Origin of the sequence: Escherichia sp. WS3063 (assembly GCF_046486595.1) — a bacterium.
Taxonomy (GTDB): Bacteria; Pseudomonadota; Gammaproteobacteria; order Enterobacterales; family Enterobacteriaceae; genus Escherichia; species Escherichia coli.
In genome coordinates this window covers 275,989-297,084 of sequence record NZ_JBJQKY010000001.1, presented here as the reverse complement: position 1 = coordinate 297,084, position 21,096 = coordinate 275,989, and the positions used below count along the sequence as shown (strand labels likewise).

General features: G+C 49.7%; 19 protein-coding genes. 10 read left to right on the top strand and 9 right to left on the bottom strand.

The window, feature by feature from the left end:
• Positions 1-29: 29 nt before the first annotated feature.
• From ACJHYW_RS01480 to ACJHYW_RS01460, 5 genes are all read right to left on the bottom strand, one after another.
• Positions 30-1,490, bottom strand: a complete 1,461-nt coding sequence (locus ACJHYW_RS01480; protein WP_000527788.1) for a mannitol dehydrogenase family protein — start codon at positions 1,488-1,490, stop codon at positions 30-32.
• A gap of 88 nt (positions 1,491-1,578) precedes the next feature.
• Positions 1,579-2,946 carry an MHS family MFS transporter YdfJ gene (gene ydfJ / locus ACJHYW_RS01475; protein WP_000151245.1) on the bottom strand — a complete coding sequence of 456 codons (1,368 nt, stop codon included), beginning with the start codon at positions 2,944-2,946 and terminating at the stop codon, positions 1,579-1,581.
• A 57-nt stretch (positions 2,947-3,003) separates the two neighbouring features.
• A complete protein-coding gene (locus ACJHYW_RS01470; RefSeq protein ID WP_000836077.1) occupies positions 3,004-4,023 on the bottom strand; it encodes a Zn-dependent oxidoreductase in 1,020 nt (339 codons plus the stop codon).
• 11 nt (positions 4,024-4,034) lie between these two features.
• The gene (rspA, locus tag ACJHYW_RS01465; RefSeq protein WP_001295394.1) at positions 4,035-5,249 is read right to left on the bottom strand and encodes a starvation-sensing protein RspA; all 1,215 of its coding nucleotides are present in this window, start codon (positions 5,247-5,249) and stop codon (positions 4,035-4,037) included.
• A 205-nt stretch (positions 5,250-5,454) separates the two neighbouring features.
• Positions 5,455-5,781, bottom strand: coding sequence for a YnfA family protein (locus ACJHYW_RS01460; RefSeq protein WP_001304355.1), 327 nt, complete (start codon positions 5,779-5,781; stop codon positions 5,455-5,457).
• Positions 5,782-5,915: 134 nt separating this feature from the next.
• Here ACJHYW_RS01460 and ACJHYW_RS01455 point away from each other — a divergent pair, with 134 nt between their 5' ends.
• Together ACJHYW_RS01455 and speG are read left to right on the top strand one after the other, a co-directional pair.
• Positions 5,916-6,257 carry a DUF1283 family protein gene (locus tag ACJHYW_RS01455; protein WP_000705197.1) on the top strand — a complete coding sequence of 114 codons (342 nt, stop codon included), beginning with the start codon at positions 5,916-5,918 and terminating at the stop codon, positions 6,255-6,257.
• Positions 6,258-6,291: 34 nt separating this feature from the next.
• Positions 6,292-6,852, top strand: a complete 561-nt coding sequence (gene speG / locus ACJHYW_RS01450) for a spermidine N1-acetyltransferase (protein WP_001138584.1) — start codon at positions 6,292-6,294, stop codon at positions 6,850-6,852.
• Between the two features lie 2 nt (positions 6,853-6,854).
• On the opposite strand, the gene ACJHYW_RS01445 is transcribed toward speG, so the two are convergent.
• Positions 6,855-7,565, bottom strand: a complete 711-nt coding sequence (locus tag ACJHYW_RS01445) for a YnfC family lipoprotein (protein ID WP_032142801.1) — start codon at positions 7,563-7,565, stop codon at positions 6,855-6,857.
• Positions 7,566-7,672: 107 nt separating this feature from the next.
• On the opposite strand from ACJHYW_RS01445, the gene ACJHYW_RS01440 reads away from it, so the two are divergent.
• From ACJHYW_RS01440 to clcB, 7 genes are all read left to right on the top strand, one after another.
• The gene (locus tag ACJHYW_RS01440; protein ID WP_001295396.1) at positions 7,673-7,978 is read left to right on the top strand and encodes a DUF1161 domain-containing protein; all 306 of its coding nucleotides are present in this window, start codon (positions 7,673-7,675) and stop codon (positions 7,976-7,978) included.
• A 198-nt stretch (positions 7,979-8,176) separates the two neighbouring features.
• Positions 8,177-10,603 (top strand): selenate/tellurate reductase subunit YnfE, encoded by a 2,427-nt coding sequence (gene ynfE, locus ACJHYW_RS01435; protein ID WP_061092693.1) that lies wholly within the window; start codon positions 8,177-8,179, stop codon positions 10,601-10,603.
• 60 nt (positions 10,604-10,663) lie between these two features.
• Positions 10,664-13,087, top strand: a complete 2,424-nt coding sequence (ynfF, locus tag ACJHYW_RS01430; protein ID WP_072275269.1) for a selenate/tellurate reductase subunit YnfF — start codon at positions 10,664-10,666, stop codon at positions 13,085-13,087.
• 10 nt (positions 13,088-13,097) lie between these two features.
• Positions 13,098-13,715 carry a DMSO reductase like molybdoenzyme iron-sulfur subunit YnfG gene (ynfG, locus tag ACJHYW_RS01425; RefSeq protein ID WP_000213028.1) on the top strand — a complete coding sequence of 206 codons (618 nt, stop codon included), beginning with the start codon at positions 13,098-13,100 and terminating at the stop codon, positions 13,713-13,715.
• A 1-nt stretch (position 13,716) separates the two neighbouring features.
• Complete coding sequence (ynfH, locus tag ACJHYW_RS01420; RefSeq protein ID WP_000526500.1) at positions 13,717-14,571, top strand: selenate reductase membrane anchor subunit YnfH; 855 nt, start codon at positions 13,717-13,719, stop codon at positions 14,569-14,571.
• A gap of 42 nt (positions 14,572-14,613) precedes the next feature.
• Positions 14,614-15,228: a Tat proofreading chaperone DmsD gene (gene dmsD / locus ACJHYW_RS01415; protein WP_000148691.1), complete on the top strand. Its 615-nt coding sequence runs from the start codon at positions 14,614-14,616 to the stop codon at positions 15,226-15,228.
• A 158-nt stretch (positions 15,229-15,386) separates the two neighbouring features.
• On the top strand, positions 15,387-16,679 hold the full coding sequence (gene clcB / locus ACJHYW_RS01410; RefSeq protein WP_071787827.1) for a voltage-gated ClC-type chloride channel ClcB: 1,293 nt from the start codon (positions 15,387-15,389) through the stop codon (positions 16,677-16,679).
• Here clcB and bioD read toward each other — a convergent pair.
• From bioD to ACJHYW_RS01395, 3 genes are all read right to left on the bottom strand, one after another.
• Positions 16,632-17,327, bottom strand: a complete 696-nt coding sequence (gene bioD, locus ACJHYW_RS01405) for a dethiobiotin synthase (RefSeq protein ID WP_000919226.1) — start codon at positions 17,325-17,327, stop codon at positions 16,632-16,634. The genes clcB and bioD overlap by 48 nt on opposite strands.
• A 124-nt stretch (positions 17,328-17,451) precedes the next feature.
• Positions 17,452-18,672 carry a sugar metabolism global transcriptional regulator Mlc gene (gene mlc / locus ACJHYW_RS01400; RefSeq protein ID WP_000225257.1) on the bottom strand — a complete coding sequence of 407 codons (1,221 nt, stop codon included), beginning with the start codon at positions 18,670-18,672 and terminating at the stop codon, positions 17,452-17,454.
• Positions 18,673-18,806: 134 nt separating this feature from the next.
• Entirely contained in the window at positions 18,807-19,700 is an 894-nt protein-coding gene (locus ACJHYW_RS01395; protein ID WP_001019534.1) for a LysR family transcriptional regulator, read from the bottom strand.
• 106 nt (positions 19,701-19,806) lie between these two features.
• Here ACJHYW_RS01395 and ACJHYW_RS01390 point away from each other — a divergent pair, with 106 nt between their 5' ends.
• On the top strand, positions 19,807-21,060 hold the full coding sequence (locus tag ACJHYW_RS01390) for an MFS transporter (protein ID WP_000091840.1): 1,254 nt from the start codon (positions 19,807-19,809) through the stop codon (positions 21,058-21,060).
• The last annotated feature ends 36 nt before the right edge of the window (positions 21,061-21,096 follow it).

Sequence of the window (21,096 nt, the reverse complement as noted above, 5' to 3'; positions counted from 1 at the left end):
GAATGCCGCCGATGGCGGCATTGCTTTTTTTACTTCACGGAATATTTCGCCACGGTCGCTTTCGCACCATGCGCTAATAAAGACAAGTACGCTTCCGTCACTTTTGCAGTAAACAAGCTATTGTCTGGCAAATCATCACCAAAGATCGCCTTAATCGCCAGCAATGACTGGACGCGCGCTTTCCCTTCGGCACTACTTTGTACAGCCTTCTGAATAACAGGTAACAGTGGGTCACTGATTTCTATCGGATTTCCCTGTTCATCAACACCACCGACATAACGCATCCAACCCGCGACGCCTAGCGCCAGCAGATCGAACTTGCTGTCATGCGCCAGATGCCAGCGAACAGAATCCAACATCCGCTGTGGCAATTTCTGGCTGCCATCCATCGCAATCTGCCAGGTTCGATGACGTAGCGCCGGGTTGCTATAGCGTTCAATTAATCGGTTAGCGTAATCTTGCAAATCAACGCCCTGCACTTTCAACGTCGGCGCTTGTTCATGCAACATCAAGGCATACGCTGCATGACGATAATGTTCATCTTCCATGCAGTCATTAATGTGCTGATATCCGGCAAGATAACCCAGATACGCCAGGAATGAATGACTGCCGTTGAGCATGCGCAACTTCATCTCTTCATAAGGCAGCACATCACTAACCAGTTCGGCTCCCGCTTTTTCCCATTCCGGACGTCCGGCAACAAAGTTATCTTCTATTACCCACTGGCGGAAAGGTTCACAGGCAACGCCAGCAGGATCGCGCACACCGGTAAGTTGTTCGATTTTCGCCAGCGTATCCTCTGTCACTGCGGGCACAATACGGTCCACCATTGTTGATGGGAAAGTCACGTTTTCTTCGATCCATTGTGCCAGTTTTACATCAACAGCTTGCGCGTAGGAAGTGACAACGTCACGCATAACATGACCGTTTTCTGGCATGTTGTCACATGACATGACGGTAAATGCGGGAAGTCCTGCCGCTTTACGGCGAGCCAGCGCCTCGACAATCACCCCTATTGCAGTTTTCGGCTGGTGGGGATTTTGTACGTCGGCAACGACCATCGGGTGATCGGGCATTAACTGTCCGGTCGCCGGAGAGTGGAAATACCCTTTTTCGGTGATTGTCAGAGAGACAATCGCGATTTGCGGTTCACACATCGCAGCCAACACGGTTTCTAAGCCATCAATCTGTACGTGCAAGGCTTTTTTAACGACGCCAACGACGCGAGCCGTCCACGCATCGGCCGACATTTCCGCAACGGTATAAAGATTATCTTGCTGTTGTAAATCGGCAATTTGCTGTTCGCCGCCGATTAAATTGACCTCATAATATCCCCAGTCACTGAAATGTTCCGTAGCAAGAATATCGGCATACACACCCTGATGCGCACGGTGAAATGCACCAAAGCCTAAATGAACAATTCTTGGGGCCAGGTTATTACGATCATAAACAGGGAGCGTCGCTTTTGCTGATAACAAATTATTTCCCATAACAATTCCTTAAATTTAAATATGGCAAGCTGCATGTTTTGTTATATGAATAAAAATCCCCTCTCCGGTAAGAGAAGGGATTGAGGATTTAAAGACTTCTGGAAGGTTGCGCTGCTGTTACAACACGCGGTTGATCTTCCGCAGCGTCTTCCAGCGCACTTAAATCACGGTCTTTCACTTCTGGCATTTTCAGCGCAGAGATTAAACCAATCACTGAATATGCCATGATCATAATGGCGATCGGATACCAGGATTCCGTCATGGTGCAGAAAATACCCGCCAGGATAGGACCAAAACCGGAAGCGATAAGACCACCAATTTCTTTAGAAATAGCCATCCGGGTAAAGCGGTTTTTACAGCCGAACATTTCTGCCATGGTAATGTTTTCCAGAGCAAATAATCCCAGCACCGCACAGTTATGAATCACAATCAGTGCAACCATAATGGTGCTCGGGGCATAGCTTTTATCTACGATGATAGAAAGCATTGGCCATGCCAGCACAATCGCAGAGGTATTCATAATAATATACGGGATCCGGCGACCAATTTTATCGGATAACCAACCAAGGAACGGAATGGTCATAAAGCCGAGAATCGAACTGATCATCAATGCATCTGTTGGAATTGCTTTGTTAAACAATAACGTCTGCACTAAATAGCCTGCAAGGAAAGTCTGAATTAAACCTGAGTTACCAGCCTGACCAAAACGCAGCCCTGTTGCCAGCCAGAAGGATTTGCTCTGGAACATGCTACCAGCAGGTGCAGGTTTTGCTGTCGGTTGGTTGCTGTCGTTAACCTTCTCAAAGACCGGGCTTTCTTTCAGATTCATACGCAACCAGATAGCAAAGACCATCACGACAACGCTCGCCAGGAACGGTATACGCCATCCCCACGCCAACAGTTCCTCTTTACTGAGAATGAAGAACATAAAGGCCCAGATTGCCGTTGCGCTCAAGGTTCCGCAGTTAGTCCCCATAGCAACAAATGAGGAGATAATTCCGCGCTTACCTTTTGGCGCATATTCCGCCAGCATCGTACCGGCACCGGAAATTTCCGCACCTGCCCCCAACCCCTGAATAATACGCAGCGTCACCAGCAAAATTGGCGCAAAAACACCAATCTGTGCATAGGTCGGTAACACACCAATTAAGGTGGTACAGATCCCCATCATGGTGATGGTAATAAAGAGCACTTTTTTACGCCCTATTCTGTCGCCCATTTTGCCGAAAATAAATGCTCCGACAATACGTGCCACATAACCTGCACCATAGGTTCCCATTGCCAGAATTAACGCCATTGCCGTTGACGATTCAGGAAAAAATATTTCATGAAAAACTAACGCTGCGCCGAGCGAATATAACTGGAAATCCATAAATTCAAGCGCAGTGCCCAGCCATCCCGATACTGCTGCTTTCACCAAATCCTTAGTGCTTCTTTCGTGTTTTTCTATTGTCATAATGGTTATCTCTAAAAAAGAGGTAAGATGCGTACTACTTACTCGCCGTTATTGGTATTATTCAGAAAAAGTGAGTAAGACTTTGCAGCAATGCTTTTGATCCTGTTCAAATAAACTAATGGCATCAGCAACATGCTGGAAATCAAACGTATGGGTAATTAGTTTTTCTGGTTTAATTAACCCTTTACTTAACCAGTCGATAACGACCGGGAATTTATTTGCATTTAAGCGTGAAGAGAAAATAGAGAGTTCTTTTCCGGTAATTCCTTGCTGAATCACTTCAGACGGTTCACTGGAGAAGCCCATCAATACAATACGTGCCGCTGGAGAAGCCAGCGTTACGGCTTCTTTCAGGATTGAAGGATGACAAGCCGCATCGATAATTAATGTCGGCTTGATGCCTTTTTCAGCGAAAATCTCGCCAAGCGGTGTCTGGCTGTTATTAATCGCCCAGTCTGCCCCGCTCTCTTTCGCTTTTTCCAGTCGTTCATCAATGCGATCGGCAACAATCACATTCTTAACGTTATAGACGCCTTTTAATACCTGAACGATCGTCAGGCCGATTGGACCTGCACCGTAAACCAGAACGTTATCATTTTCAGTCGGTTGACCATGACCGGTAACGTTCGCCGCAATGGTAAAAGGTTCGATCATCACCGCATATTGATCGGCCACTGCTTCAGGAATTTTCCACGCATTTTTTGCCGGCACCACGGCATATTCACTGAAACCACCGTCAGCGTGCACACCTAATACAGCCAGTGTCGTACAAACGTTCGGCTTACCTATAGAGCACGGATAGCAATGCCCACAGCTGACCACCGGATCGACAGCAACGCGTTCACCGACTCTGGCGCTTTCCACGCCTTCACCCACTGCATCAATGACGCCAAAAAATTCATGTCCAATGACGCGTGGATATTTCGCAAAAGGATTATGCCCACGATAAATATGGCTATCTGAACCACAAATTCCGGCAAGTTTCACTTTTACTCGTACTTCACCCGCTGACGGGGTGGGTATTTCGCGTTCGATAATTGACAGTTGATTCGGTTTTTCAATTAAAATGCTTTTCATTATCTTACTCCTTACCAGTTCCACAGCGTGCCATCTTCCAGACGTGCGACTGGCAGATAAGCAGGTTCATAGGGATATTTCGCCGCCAGCTTTTCATCGAATTCGATGCCAAGACCCGGTTTGTCTCCCGGATGCATATAGCCGTTATCGAAAGTCCAGTTGTGCGGGAAGACTTCAAGCATTTGTTCGGAATAACCCATGTACTCCTGGACACCGAAATTGGGGACCCACAGATCAAAGTGCAGCGCCGCAGCCATGCAGACTGGTGACAAATCGGAAGGACCGTGTGAGCCAGTACGTACCTGATACAGCGAAGCAAAATCGGCAATCCGGCGCATACCGGTAATCCCCCCCGCGTGAGTCAGCGTGGTGCGGATATAGTCGATAAGTTGTTCTTCAATCAGCTGTTTGCAGTCCCAGATGCTGTTGAAGACTTCACCCACTGCAATTGGCGTGACGGTGTGTTGGCGAATCAGGCGGAAACACTCCTGGTTTTCCGCAGGCGTCGGATCTTCCATCCAGAACATGCGATAATCTTCAATGCTTTTACCAAAGCGTGCTGCTTCAATAGGCGTTAAGCGATGGTGCATGTCATGCAGCAAATGTTCATTAAAACCAAACTTGTTACGTACCGCGTCAAACAATTTCGGCATGAAATCGAGGTATTTCTCCGTCGACCACAGCTGCTCTTCCGGCCACTGTCCTTTGGTTGCGGGTTCATAAGCCAGACCTTTGCCTTTCGACATGCCGTAGGTGGTTTTCATACCAGGGATTCCGCACTGCACGCGGATGGCTTTGAATCCCAGCTCCTGATGACGGGCATAATCATCCAGAGCTTCATCAATACTGTGACCGGTGGTATGGCAATAAACCATCACCCCTTCACGAGACGCGCCGCCGAGTAACTGGTAAAGCGGCATGTTGGCAGCTTTGGCTTTAATATCCCACAGCGCCATATCAACCGCTGAAATGGCCGACATCGTAACCGGACCGCGACGCCAGTAAGCACCTTTATAGAAAAACTGCCAGATATCTTCGATACGGTGTGCATCGCGACCAATAAGCTGCGGACAAAGGTGATCCTGCAAATAAGAGGCCACGGAAAGCTCACGTCCATTTAGGGTGGCATCCCCAAGGCCCGTAATACCGTCCTCAGTGGTGATTTTTAATGTGACAAAATTACGCCCCGGACAGGTAACAAAAACTTCAGCCTTTACGATCTTCATGTTCGATTCCTTGCATCGCTTGTCGTGATGCATGAAATCTACGTAACTGAGCTACTACCATACAAGTATGAAGATCAAAAAAAGCCGGAGTGATCACAAAAAAAGGCGTATATTTGCGCCGTGAATGGTTGACAAAAGATGAAATAGAATACCTTTTGTCAGCTGACACTTCCTCGTATCTTATTGATAAAATGGATTTATGTTCCTACGTGCGCCCCCAGCCCGCAACAATGATCAACATGCCGCAAAGCGCAATCAACGCCCCCGTCCAGTCATAAAGAGTCAGTTTCACGCCATCCACAACGCGCAGCCAAATCAACGCCGTGCAGACATAAACGCCACCATAAGCCGCGTAAACACGCCCACTCGCCGCAGGATGCAACGTTAACAACCAGACAAACAGCGCCAGTGAAATCCCTGCCGGAAGCAACAGCCAGATACTGGCGTTTCGCTTCAACCACAGCCAGGGCAAAAAGCACCCAATAATTTCACACAGCGCAGTAGCAAAAAATAGTAACGTTGTTTTAATCATCTTTGTCACTTATTGACATCATGTATAGTTATAGGACGACATAATATCATCAATATAAACACCCTCCTTGAACGTTTTGCGTTCGCAGTGGATGGTGTAGAATCAGCTTTAATCATTCATACAGGGAATGAATTATGAAAATCACTCTCAGCAAACGAATCGGCCTGCTCGCTTTTCTGCTGCCTTGCGCACTGGCATTGAGCACAACTGTTCATGCCGAAACTAACAAACTGGTGATTGAGTCTGGCGACAGTGCACAAAGCCGCCAGCACGCCGCTATGGAAAAAGAGCAATGGAATGACACGCGCAATCTGCGCCAGAAAGTGAATAAACGCACTGAAAAAGAGTGGGATAAAGCCGACGCCGCTTTTGATAACCGCGATAAATGTGAGCAAAGCGCCAACATCAATGCCTACTGGGAGCCAAATACTTTGCGCTGCCTGGACCGTCGAACTGGCCGCGTTATTACCCCCTAACCTGTTATTGATTTAAGGAATGTAAGGACACGTTATGCCAAGCGCCCACAGTGTTAAGCTACGCCCGCTGGAGCGTGAAGATTTACGCTATGTACATCAACTCGACAATAACGCCAGTGTGATGCGTTACTGGTTTGAGGAACCCTACGAAGCCTTTGTTGAACTCTCTGATCTGTACGATAAGCATATTCACGATCAGAGCGAACGGCGCTTTGTGGTGGAATGTGACGGCGAAAAAGCCGGTCTGGTGGAGCTGGTGGAAATTAACCATGTTCATCGCCGCGCAGAATTTCAGATAATTATCTCCCCGGAATATCAGGGGAAAGGTCTGGCAACGCGTGCCGCAAAATTAGCAATGGACTATGGCTTCACCGTTCTCAATCTCTATAAGCTGTATCTGATCGTCGATAAAGAGAATGAAAAAGCGATTCACATTTACCGCAAGCTTGGCTTTACGGTTGAAGGTGAATTGATGCATGAGTTCTTTATTAATGGTCAATATCGGAATGCCATTCGCATGTGCATATTCCAGCATCAGTATCTGGCAGAGCACAAAACACCGGGTCAGACTCTCCTGAAGCCGACCGCACAATAGCATTAATAATAATCGATAGTATTTTTGATGGTGTAAACCCGTTCGACGGCGGGTTTTACTCCTTCATCAACAATGATTAGCTGACAGTCTACCGGATTGGCGTAACTGTCATATTCACAGCTCTGTTTTACATTACCAACCCGTTGATTATTCAGTAAAGTAACCGCTGTGTAATCTAATTTTTTGATCGGATCCGTTGATGGCGTAGCGCTAACAGATAATGTTTTGTCGTTACTTTTCGTGGTTTTACCCAGCGGATAACCCTGATCATCATAGCGATATTCCATCTGCATCTGTTTGCTGCTGGCTTTAATCACAAAGCCATTATCATCGGTTTCCCAACTCACCCCGGCAGAAGGTAATTCTGCTAGCTGGCATTTTCCCTGCAAACGAACTCTTTTCTCCAATGTCTGGGCATCACGGTAATAATTGGCGTCCAGTACCAGGGCAACCACGGTATTATTTTCCAGATCCAGTAATTCGAGAGAATCAAAACAGCCTTCTTCCGACAAAGTCCCCGAAACACGTTTCGTCACTTCACCTTGCTCATCCATTAATGTCTGAGTGAAATCTTTTACGGGACCACGCAGCGGATCAAAATCGAATTCATTAGAGAAACTGGCCATCTCCGGGGTAAATGATAGTGTTACCTCTGTGCGGTCACATCCTGTGAGGAATATCGCGAGTAAGCATGGCAGTAATTTGTATTTCACAACAGTCACCTGAGAGTAGAGATGATTCTCAATCATAGTAGCAAATACAGTACTTTACACGTTAAATGCTATGCTTAAAGAAGTTATCTTCGCGTAAGGAGCTTATGATGAAACTCTCAACCTGCTGTGCCGCGCTTCTGCTCGCCCTCGCCTCACCCGCGGTACTCGCCGCGCCGGGATCCTGTGAGCGCATACAGAGCGATATATCACAGCGCATTATCAATAATGGCGTACCCGAAAGCAGCTTCACGTTAAGTATTGTACCCAATGACCAGGTTGATCAGCCTGATTCCCAGGTCGTCGGGCATTGCGCTAATGATACGCATAAAATTCTCTACACCCGCACCACCAGCGGTAACGTCTCTGCTCCCGCGCAGTCTACCCAGGATGGCGCGCCTGCCGAACCGCAGTAACACATTATCGACTGAACGCCGGATACGACACATCCGGCGATTTGAACATACAACATAATCCCACCTTATTACTCATACCCTTCTATTGATATGGATTAATAATTCTTAACCCAAAATAGGTAGACTCCCTCTATTGTTAGCGCGCTAAATATTCAATATATAAACTTTTATATAACGATAAAGAACAGGGAGTGAGTTATGTCCAAAAATGAACAAATGGTGGGCATCAGCCGCAGAACACTCGTTAAATCTACCGCGATAGGTTCTCTGGCGCTGGCTGCAGGCGGTTTTTCTTTACCGTTCACCCTGCGCAGTGCAGCGGCAGCGGTACAACAGGCCAGCGAGAAAGTGGTCTGGGGTGCCTGTTCCGTCAACTGTGGTAGCCGCTGTGCACTTCGTCTGCATGTTAAAGATAATGAAGTGACCTGGGTGGAAACTGACAACACCGGCAACGACGAGTATGGCAATCATCAAGTACGTGCCTGTTTGCGCGGTCGCTCCATCCGTCGGCGTATTAATCATCCCGATCGCTTGAATTACCCAATGAAACGCGTGGGCAAACGCGGCGAAGGCAAATTCGAACGGATTAGCTGGGATGAAGCCCTGGATACTATCGCCAGTAGCCTGAAAAAAACCGTCGAACAATATGGCAATGAGGCTGTATATATTCAGTACTCTTCAGGGATCGTTGGCGGCAATATGACCCGCTCTTCACCATCCGCCTCGGCGGTCAAACGCCTGATGAACTGCTACGGCGGTTCACTCAATCAGTATGGCTCCTACAGCACCGCGCAAATTTCCTGTGCCATGCCCTACACCTACGGCAGTAATGATGGCAACAGCACCACGGATATTGAAAACAGCAAGCTGGTCGTGATGTTTGGTAACAACCCGGCAGAAACCCGCATGAGCGGCGGTGGCATCACTTATCTTCTTGAAAAAGCGCGCGAGAAATCGAACGCAAAAATGATTGTTATCGATCCGCGATATACCGATACGGCTGCTGGTCGTGAAGACGAATGGCTACCTATTCGCCCGGGCACCGATGCCGCGCTGGTTGCGGGTATTGCCTGGGTATTGATTAACGAAAATCTCGTTGATCAACCTTTTCTCGATAAATACTGCGTCGGCTATGACGAAAAAACCTTACCCGCAGATGCACCAATAAATGGTCACTATAAAGCCTATATTCTTGGTGAAGGTGATGATAAAACAGCGAAAACGCCGCAGTGGGCTTCGCAAATTACAGGTATCCCGGTAGACCGTATCATCAAACTGGCGCGTGAAATTGGCACAGCAAAACCCGCTTATATCTGCCAGGGCTGGGGGCCGCAACGCCAGGCAAACGGTGAGCTGACCGCACGCGCTATTGCTATGTTGCCTATTTTGACGGGCAATGTCGGCATCAGCGGCGGAAATAGTGGCGCGCGTGAATCGACCTATACCATTACCATAGAACGCCTGCCGGTGCTGGATAATCCGGTCAAAACGTCAATCTCCTGCTTCAGCTGGACGGATGCTATCGATCATGGCCCGCAAATGACGGCAATCCGCGACGGCGTCCGGGGCAAAGATAAACTGGATGTGCCCATTAAGTTCATCTGGAACTACGCGGGAAATACCCTGGTTAATCAGCATTCTGACATCAACAAAACGCATGAAATTCTGCAGGACGAATCGAAATGCGAAATGATTGTGGTCATCGAAAACTTTATGACCTCATCGGCAAAATATGCCGACATTCTGCTGCCAGACCTGATGACCGTTGAGCAGGAAGATATTATTCCTAACGACTACGCCGGTAACATGGGATATCTCATTTTCCTCCAGCCAGTCACCAGCGAAAAATTCGAACGCAAACCGATTTACTGGATCCTGAGTGAGGTCGCGAAACGTCTTGGACCTGACGTCTATCAAAAGTTCACAGAAGGTCGCACGCAGGAACAATGGTTACAACATCTGTACGCCAAAATGCTTGCCAAAGATCCGGCGTTACCGTCTTACGACGAACTGAAAAAAATGGGTATCTATAAGCGTAAAGATCCCAATGGTCATTTTGTCGCCTACAAAGCATTTCGTGACGACCCCGAGGCAAATCCACTTAAAACGCCTTCCGGTAAGATTGAAATTTATTCCAGCAAGCTGGCGGAAATTGCCCGTACCTGGGAACTGGAAAAAGATGAAGTGATAAGCCCACTGCCGGTTTATGCCTCAACCTTTGAAGGCTGGGACTCCCCTGAACGTAGTACCTTTCCACTGCAACTGTTTGGTTTCCATTACAAATCCCGTACTCACTCGACCTACGGCAACATTGATGTCCTGAAGGCTGCCTGCCGTCAGGAGGTGTGGATCAACCCTATAGACGCACATAAACGTGGGATTGCCAACGGCGATATGGTGCGGGTGTATAACCATCGTGGCGAAGTTCGGCTACCAGCCAAAGTGACACCACGCATTCTCCCTGGAGTTAGTGCTATGGGCCAGGGAGCCTGGCACGAGGCCAATATGTCTGGCGATAAAATCGACCACGGCGGCTGTGTGAATACGCTAACCACTCTGCGCCCTTCACCACTGGCGAAGGGAAACCCGCAGCACACTAATCTGGTCGAGATCGAAAAAATATAACCCACTACGACCATAAATTTTGACATGACATTTTGTTTGAAAAGCAATAAGTGAGTAATGATGAAAATCCATACCACAGAGGCGCTCATGAAGGCTGAAATCAGTCGTAGAAGTCTGATGAAAACCTCCGCACTTGGCAGTCTCGCGCTGGCAAGCAGTGCTTTCACTTTGCCGTTTTCCCAAATGGTCCGAGCGGCACAGGCACCGGTAGAAGAGAAAGCGGTCTGGAGTTCCTGCACCGTTAACTGCGGGAGCCGCTGTCTGTTACGTTTGCATGTGAAAGATGACACCGTGTACTGGGTGGAGTCTGATACGACAGGTGACGACGTCTACGGTAATCATCAGGTTCGAGCGTGTTTACGCGGGCGCTCTATCCGTCGACGGATGAATCATCCTGACAGGTTGAAATATCCCATGAAGCGCGTCGGCAAGCGCGGTGAAGGTAAATTTGAACGGATAAGTTGGGATGAAGCCCTGGATACCATCAGTGATAATCTTCGGCGGATCCTTAAAGATTACGGCAATGAGGCTGTACATGTCCTGTACGGAACAGGCGTAGATGGCGGAAACATCACCAACTCGAACGTCCCGTACCGTCTGATGAACTCTTGCGGTGGTTTTCTAAGTCGCTATGGTAGCTACAGTACCGCACAGATCAGTGCCGCGATGAGTTATATGTTCGGTGCCAATGATGGCAACAGCCCGGATGATATCGCCAATACGAAACTGGTCGTTATGTTCGGAAATAACCCGGCAGAAACCCGGATGAGCGGCGGTGGTGTCACTTACTACGTCGAGCAAGCCCGCGAACGTTCAAATGCACGCATGATCGTCATCGATCCACGTTATAACGACACAGCTGCCGGGCGTGAAGATGAATGGCTGCCCATTCGCCCTGGCACCGATGGCGCACTGGCCTGTGCGATTGCCTGGGTACTGATTACTGAAAACATGGTCGATCAGCCATTTCTCGACAAATATTGTGTTGGTTACGATGAAAAAACGCTGCCCGCCAACGCACCACGTAACGCGCATTATAAAGCCTATATTCTGGGCGAAGGGCCTGACGGCATAGCTAAAACGCCGGAATGGGCAGCAAAAATCACCAGCATCCCGGCAGAAAAAATTATCCAGTTGGCACGAGAGATCGGTTCAGCAAAACCGGCTTATATTTGTCAGGGTTGGGGGCCACAACGACATTCCAACGGCGAGCAAACATCCCGCGCTATTGCCATGCTTTCCGTTCTCACCGGTAACGTCGGCATAAACGGCGGCAACTCAGGTGTACGCGAAGGTAGCTGGGATCTGGGAGTAGAATGGTTCCCGATGCTCGAGAATCCTGTTAAAACGCAGATTTCCGTCTTTACATGGACAGATGCCATCGACCATGGTACGGAAATGACCGCGACCCGTGATGGTGTTCGTGGAAAAGAAAAACTGGATGTCCCCATCAAGTTTTTATGGTGCTACGCCAGTAACACATTGATCAATCAACATGGCGACATCAATCACACCCATGAGGTGCTTCAGGATGACAGCAAGTGCGAGATGATTGTTGGCATTGACCACTTCATGACTGCCTCGGCTAAGTATTGCGATATCCTGTTGCCCGACCTGATGCCAACAGAGCAAGAAGACCTTATCTCTCATGAATCTGCAGGGAATATGGGATATGTGATCCTCGCCCAACCCGCAACCTCAGCAAAATTTGAACGCAAACCCATCTACTGGATTCTGAGTGAAGTCGCCAAACGCTTAGGACCAGACGTTTATCAAACCTTTACTGAAGGTCGCAGTCAGCATGAATGGATCAAATATCTCCATGCGAAAACGAAGGAACGTAACCCTGAGATGCCCGACTACGAGGAGATGAAAACGACCGGGATCTTTAAGAAAAAATGCCCGGAAGAACACTACGTCGCTTTCCGCGCATTCCGTGAAGATCCACAGGCAAACCCGTTGAAAACACCTTCGGGGAAAATCGAAATTTATTCTGAACGACTGGCGACGATTGCGGATACCTGGGAATTGAAAAAAGATGAAATTATTCATCCCCTTCCTGCATATACCCCAGGTTTTGATGGCTGGGACGATCCCCTGCGGAAAACCTATCCACTGCAGCTAACGGGCTTCCACTACAAAGCACGTACCCACTCCAGCTACGGCAATATTGATGTGTTACAGCAGGCCTGCCCACAAGAGGTGTGGATCAACCCCATTGATGCTCAGGCACGCGGTATCCGTCATGGCGATACCGTGCGGGTATTTAACACTAATGGAGAAATGCTGATTGCCGCAAAAGTGACTCCGCGTATTCTGCCTGGCGTTACCGCCATCGGGCAAGGTGCGTGGCTTAAAGCGGATATGTTTGGTGACCGGGTCGATCACGGCGGCAGTATCAATATTCTGACCTCTCACCGCCCTTCACCGCTGGCAAAGGGAAACCCGTCGCACAGCAATCTAGTCCAGATCGAAAAGGTTTAAGGAGTAGCCCATGACCACACAATATGGATTTTTTATCGATTCCAGCCGCTGTACTGGCTGTAAAACCTGCGAACTGGCGTGCAAAGATTTTAAAGATCTTGGCCCGGAAGTCAGTTTCCGCCGTATTTATGAATATGCTGGCGGCGACTGGCAGGAAGATAATGGCGTCTGGCACCAGAACGTGTTCGCTTATTATCTCTCCATCTCCTGTAACCATTGCGATGACCCCGCATGTACAAAAGTCTGCCCCAGCGGCGCAATGCATAAGCGTGAAGATGGCTTTGTGGTGGTTGATGAAGATGTTTGTATCGGCTGCCGCTACTGCCACATGGCTTGTCCGTACGGCGCACCACAGTACAATGCTGAAAAAGGGCACATGACGAAGTGCGATGGTTGTTATTCGCGCGTCGCCGAGGGGAAACAACCCATATGTGTCGAATCCTGCCCGCTGCGTGCACTTGAATTCGGTCCAATTGAAGAGCTGCGCCAGAAGCACGGCACTCTGGCTGCCGTTGCGCCACTGCCGCGCGCGCATTTCACAAAACCCAATATCGTTATCAAACCTAACGCCAACAGCCGCCCGACCGGCGATACCACTGGTTATCTGGCTAATCCGGAGGAAGTGTAAAATGGGAAATGGATGGCATGAATGGCCACTGGTTATCTTTACCGTATTGGGTCAATGCGTAGTAGGCGCGCTGATTGTTAGCGGAATTGGCTGGTTCGCCGCCAAAAATGACGCAGACCGTCAGCGTATTGTCCGTGGCATGTTTTTCCTCTGGCTGTTGATGGGCATCGGGTTTATTGCCTCTGTCATGCACCTGGGGTCGCCACTGCGGGCGTTTAACTCGCTGAATCGAATCGGAGATTCTGGTCTGAGTAACGAGATTGCTGCCGGTTCCATATTTTTTGCCGTTGGCGGATTATGGTGGCTGGTGGCAGTCATCGGTAAAATGCCGCAAGCGTTGGGGAAACTCTGGTTACTTGTCAGCATGGCGCTCGGCGTCATTTTCGTCTGGATGATGACCTGCGTGTATCAAATCGACACAGTGCCAACCTGGCATAACGGTTACACTACGCTGGCTTTCTTCCTGACAGTATTGTTGAGCGGTCCAATACTTGCTGCCGCAATTCTGCGGGCAGCCCGCGTTACATTTAATACCACACCATTTGCCATCATTAGCGTTCTGGCGCTGATCGCTTGTGCCGGGGTGATTGTGCTGCAAGGTTTGTCTCTGGCGTCTATTCACTCATCCGTACAACAAGCCAGCGCACTGGTACCAGATTACGCCTCCTTACAGGTCTGGCGTGTGGTATTGTTATGCGCAGGTCTAGGATGCTGGCTTTGTCCGCTCATTCGTCGCCGTGAACCTCACGTTGCCGGACTTGTTCTGGGGTTAATCCTCATTCTTGGCGGTGAAATGATCGGGCGTGTGCTCTTTTATGGCCTGCACATGACGGTAGGAATGGCTATTGCAGGTTAACAAATTGGTGCGGGGCAACCCGCACATTTCAGGATGTTAGGAATGACCCATTTTTCACAGCAAGATAATTTTTCTGTTGCGGCGCGCGTGTTGGGCGCGCTGTTTTATTACGCTCCAGAGAGTGCGGAAGCCGCCCCCCTGGTTGCGGCACTCACCCGTGACGGCTGGGAAACTCAGTGGCCTCTACCAGAAGAGTCATTAGCGCCGCTGGTGACTGCTTTTCAGACACAGAGTGAAGAGACTCACGCCCAGGCCTGGCAGCGTTTGTTTGTCGGCCCGTGGGCACTGCCGTCACCGCCGTGGGGATCGGTCTGGCTGGATCGCGAATCTGTGCTGTTTGGCGATTCAACATTGGCACTTCGTCAGTGGATGCGCGAGAAAGGCATTCAGTTTGAAATGCAGCAAAACGAACCGGAAGATCATTTTGGTTCACTGCTGTTGATGGCTGCGTGGTTGGCGGAGAATGGTCGCCAGACAGAATGCGAAGAATTGCTGGCATGGCACCTTTTTCCGTGGTCAACACGTTTTCTTGACGTTTTTATCGAAAAAGCAGAACACCCTTTCTACTGTGCACTGGGTGAACTGGCTCGCTTAACGCTGGCGCAATGGCAATCACAACTGTTGATTCCTGTCGCGGTTAAACCACTCTTTCGATAGGATCACCGTAATATTGCCGGATGGTGACGATTACGCGCGATTCGGCAATAATACGTTACAGTGTCACGTTTTTTTATCTCTTAAAGCACGCACTGCTTTTGCGGCTGGCCTCTTTTGCCGCAAAATAGTCGCCCGTGTTTCATTGCCCATTTCTGCTCATGCATCATCTACACATCTATCCGGATCTGAGCACTATGTTCCGCCGTCTGCTTATCGCAACAGTCGTCGGTATTCTTGCGGCCTTTGCCGTTGCCGGGTTTCGTCATGCAATGCTGCTACTGGAGTGGTTGTTCCTCAATAATGACTCCGGCAGTCTGGTCAATGCAGCGACAAATCTTTCCCCATGGCGACGGTTGCTAACTCCGGCGCTCGGCGGACTGGCGGCGGGTTTGTTGCTGATGGGCTGGCAGAAATTTACCCAGCAACGCCCTCATGCGCCGACCGATTACATGGAAGCGTTGCAAACCGATGGTCAGTTCGATTACGCAGCAAGCCTGGTTAAATCGCTTGCCTCTCTGCTGGTAGTAACCAGCGGCAGTGCAATTGGTCGCGAAGGTGCGATGATTCTTTTAGCTGCCCTTGCCGCCTCCTGTTTTGCCCAACGTTTTACGCCACGCCAGGAGTGGAAATTATGGATCGCCTGTGGAGCTGCGGCGGGAATGGCTGCGGCCTATCGAGCCCCGCTTGCTGGCAGTTTATTTATAGCCGAAGTGCTGTTTGGCACTATGATGTTGGCCTCTCTCGGCCCGGTGATTATTTCCGCCGTCGTGGCGTTGCTGGTTAGCAATCTGATTAATCATAGCGACGCGTTACTCTACAGCGTACAACTCTCAGTGACGGTTCAGGCTCGTGACTATGCGCTGATTATCAGTACAGGTGTGCTGGCAGGTCTGTGCGGACCACTGTTGTTAACGTTAATGAACGCCTGTCATCGTGGATTTGTAAGTCTCAAACTTGCGCCGCCCTGGCAACTGGCACTGGGCGGGTTGATCGTGGGTCTGCTTTCCCTGTTCACACCTGCAGTGTGGGGCAACGGCTATAGCACCGTACAATCCTTTTTAACCGCCCCGCCACTGTTAATGATCATTGCCGGGATCTTCCTCTGTAAACTGTTTGCCGTGCTGGCGAGTAGTGGTTCTGGCGCGCCCGGTGGTGTCTTTACACCGACGCTATTTATCGGTCTTGCCATTGGCATGTTGTATGGTCGTAGCCTGGGATTATGGTTCCCTGATGGCGAAGAAATTACGCTTTTACTCGGATTGACCGGGATGGCGACACTATTGGCGGCAACCACGCACGCGCCGATTATGTCGACGTTGATGATATGTGAAATGACCGGGGAGTATCAGCTACTCCCCGGTTTATTGATTGCCTGCGTAATTGCGTCGGTAATTTCGCGGACGTTACACCGTGACTCTATCTACCGCCAGCACACTGCGAAGCATAGCTAAGCGGATGTATTGCCCCAGTTCACGCTGTTCGGCGCGCGGCAGATAAGGCAGTTCACCAATGAGCGGTGCCGGAAGTTTTTTACCGAGCACATCAATGATTTCCGCATAATGCGCCAGTCCTGGATTGATTCGGTTAGCCACCCAGCCAATGAGCGGTAGCCCGTCGTTGGCGATCGCCTGAGCTGTTAGCAGTGCATGGTTAATGCAACCTTCCTGAATACCGACAACCATCAACACCGGCAGTTGTTCCTGCACCACCCATTCAGAGAGCGGACGCAAATCATTCATCAGACTGCGCCAGCCGCCAGTCCCTTCTACCACCACATGATCGACTTTATCGGTCAGGTTTGCCAGGCCGTTTGAAATGAGGGTGTAATTGATTGGGCAACTGTGCGCCACGCTACTTTCTTCTTCGCTTAACGCGATAGGATTAACTGCTTCATAAGGCAGTTCGATGGTTGAAACACTCTGCAACACCAGGGCATCTTTATTACGCAGCCCTTCGGGTGTCTCTTTGCTCCCCTTCGCTACGGGTTTATATCCCGCAACCGTTTTTCCCTGGGAGGCTAACGCTTGTAGCAATGCGCGGGAAACCACCGTTTTCCCTACAGAAGTGTCTGTACCGGTAATAAAGAAACGCTTCAGCATCACTAACTCCACCGTTATGCTTCACAAATATAAACCAGGAAAATAATTAACCTTGAAAGTCTAAGTTATGCTTTCCTGGCCCAAATTGAGATAGCGCAAATTTTGGTAGAACAGTTAAAAAATGTTAACCCTGCAACAGACGAATCAACAAAGAACCGTTATACATCGCGTCTTTTACCAGCGCAGCCCCTGCCATCGTACCCTGGTTAGAAAATTGAGTACTCTCAACGCTAATGTGCTGACTATACGCAGGAAGGGCCTGCTGACGGATGCTGTCCGAGATGACCGGGAAGAGGATATCTGCCGCTTTACTTAACGGTGAGCCAATCAGTATTTTTTGTGGGTTAAATAAATTCACCATGATGGCAAGAATGCGCCCGACATGCGCGCCCACCCCGGTAATGATGTCTTTTGCCAGTAGATCGCCGCGCAATGCCGCCTGACACAATGAGTCCACGGTTAACGGCTGTCCATGTAACATCGAGCTCATGGATTGATTGAGACGCAGCTGTGCCAGCTCAAGAATACTGTCCACACTGGCGATGGTTTCGAGGCAGCCGTGATTCCCGCAATAACAGCGTTTCCCATACGGGTCGACCTGCGTGTGACCTATTTCCACGAGGCTACTGCTGCCGGCGTGTAGCAGATGACCATCGGTAATGACGCCCGCCCCCACGTTGTGATCGATAACCACCTGAATCACATCGCGCGCCCCGCGTGAGGCACCAAACAAGGCCTCAGCCATCGTCCATGCGCTGATATCATGCTGAATATAAACCGGTACGCCGGTATGCTGCTCCAGCGCCTCGCCGAGCGGCATCTCTTTTACATCCTCGTAGAACGGCATGCGATGTACAATACCATTTTCCGTATCAATAATTCCCGGCAAGGTTATGGCAATCGAAGTTAGACGCTCAAGTTTTTTCTGGTGGCGGATAAAAAACTGATCGATATGGGAAATGATACGATCCAGCAATGGTGAGTCATCTTTTAACGCCAGTTCCTGCGCCTCCTCCACCACCAGTTTGCTGCTCAGATCGCGCAGAGCAAGGAAAATTTCCCCGCGACTAATGCGCAGAGAAAGATAGTGCCAGGCTTCAGTTTCAACCACCAGCCCCACCGCCGGACGGCCACGGTTCCCCGCTTCTTTGATTTCCAGCTCTTGCACCAGGTGTGCTTCGAGCATCTCACGGACAATTTTAGTGATACTGGCAGGAGCCAGTTGCGCCAGACGGGAAAGATCGATACGCGAGACTGGACCAAGCTGATCAATCAGGCGATATACCGCGCCCGCGTTGGTCTGCTTTATTTGATCAATGTGCCCAGGCTGATTTTCAGCAACCACCGCATACTCCCTATATTTTCGCGCTCCGAAATAATCTGTAGGCTATGGTGAAGCACTTCAATACGTGTCGTCAAATTTTTACTTAGGCATGTGATTAACAGCACATTTTTCGGGCTTTTTCGCTGAAATTTCCCTCACCTGAGAGCATTCAGCAGATGAATACGAAAGTTTCGCGCAGCTGGACTTTGTTCATGATGTTTCGGCCAGACCAACCACATTTCAGAAACCGCATCCTCTTCAGCAATCGGCACCCAGCGCATTTCGTTGAGCTGAACTCGTTTAAATGACGCAGGCAAAATTGAAACACCCAGACCGGCGGAAACCAGACCGATGATGGTCATTGCCTCGCCCACCTCCTGAGTGATGACGGGCGTCAAATGGTAACGTCGCATCAGCCCGAGAATATCGTCATACAGCCCTGTCCCGACGTGCGGATCAAAAAAGACAAAGGGTTCTTTCGCCAGTTCAGCCAGCGTTACACTCGGGTTATTTGCCAGGGGATGATCGTGCGGGATCATCGCCATAAGCGGTTCATGGACGATGACTGCGTGTTCAAGCGTCTCCGGTAACGCTGTGTTACGCAGCAATCCCATATCCAGCGTTCCTTCAATGAGCGGAGCGATTTGCTCGCGAGTGTTCATTTCGCGGGTTTGTAAATGGACATCGGGATAATCACGGCGAAACAGCGATAACGTATCAGACACCGCCCGAATAAAAGGAGCGGACGAAGTAAAACCAATGCGCAACTCCCCCGCTTCCCCCTGATGCAGCCTTTCAGCGCGAGCGGCAGCGTCATCCACCATAGACAGGATTTGCCGACTATCTGCAAGAAACTGTTTTCCTGCTGCCGTCAGCAATACACTGCGATTGGTTCGTGCCAGCAGTCGGGCACCAATTTGTTGCTCCAGCGCCTGAATCTGCTGGCTTAGCGGCGGTTGCGAAATATTCAGGCGGGCAGCGGCGCGCCCGAAATGCAGCTCTTCTGCAACAGCAACAAAGTAACGCAGATGACGAAGTTCAATATTCATATTTAAAACATCTTATTTGAGATTATTAATATATTAGACAGAATAATTCGATTTTCCTACCCTATGTATCAGCCTGATCCACAGGCATATTTAGCAAGGATTTCAAGTGAGCCGTACTACAACTGTTGATGGCGCTCCGGCAAGCGACACTGACAAGCAAAGCATTTCTCAGCCAAATCAATTTATTAAACGCGGTACGCCGCAATTTATGCGCGTCACCCTGGCGCTGTTCTCTGCCGGACTGGCAACCTTCGCACTTCTCTATTGTGTGCAACCTATCCTTCCGGTGCTTTCACAAGAGTTTGGCTTAACGCCCGCGAACAGTAGTATTTCACTGTCCATTTCCACGGCGATGTTGGCTATCGGTTTGCTGTTTACTGGCCCGTTATCCGATGCCATTGGTCGCAAACCAGTGATGGTCACGGCGCTACTGTTGGCCTCCATTTGTACGTTACTTTCGACAATGATGACCAGCTGGCACGGCATTTTGATTATGCGCGCCTTGATTGGGCTTTCGTTAAGTGGCGTAGCAGCTGTTGGCATGACTTATCTTAGCGAGGAAATCCACCCCAGTTTCGTGGCCTTTTCGATGGGGTTGTATATCAGCGGCAACTCAATTGGCGGCATGAGCGGACGCTTAATTAGCGGTGTCTTCACGGACTTTTTCAACTGGCGAATTGCGCTGGCGGCAATCGGTTGTTTCGCGCTGGCCTCGGCGTTAATGTTCTGGAAAATCCTCCCTGAATCACGCCATTTTCGCCCGACTTCGCTGCGACCTAAGACGTTGTTTATCAACTTTCGTCTGCACTGGCGTGACCGGGGATTACCGTTATTGTTCGCAGAAGGCTTTTTGCTGATGGGGTCGTTCGTCACGCTGTTTAATTACATCGGCTATCGGTTGATGCTTTCCCCCTGGCATGTCAGTCAGGCCGTGGTTGGCTTATTATCGCTGGCCTATTTGACCGGTACATGGAGCTCACCCAAAGCCGGAACCATGACCACCCGCTATGGGCGCGGTCCGGTGATGTTGTTTTCGACGGGGGTTATGCTGTTTGGTTTACTGATGACCTTATTTAGCTCGCTATGGCTGATCTTTGCCGGAATGTTACTCTTCTCAGCCGGATTCTTCGCAGCCCACTCAGTAGCCAGCAGCTGGATCGGCCCCCGCGCAAAACGCGCTAAAGGCCAGGCCTCCTCGCTGTATCTGTTCAGTTACTATCTGGGGTCGAGTATTGCCGGGACGCTGGGTGGTGTTTTCTGGCATAACTATGGCTGGAACGGCGTCGGCGCATTTATTGCTCTGATGCTGGTCATTGCTCTGCTGGTCGGGACGCGTTTGCATCGTCGTCTGCACGCCTGAAAAATAAGTCCGGACTGCGGTAAATACCCATCCGGA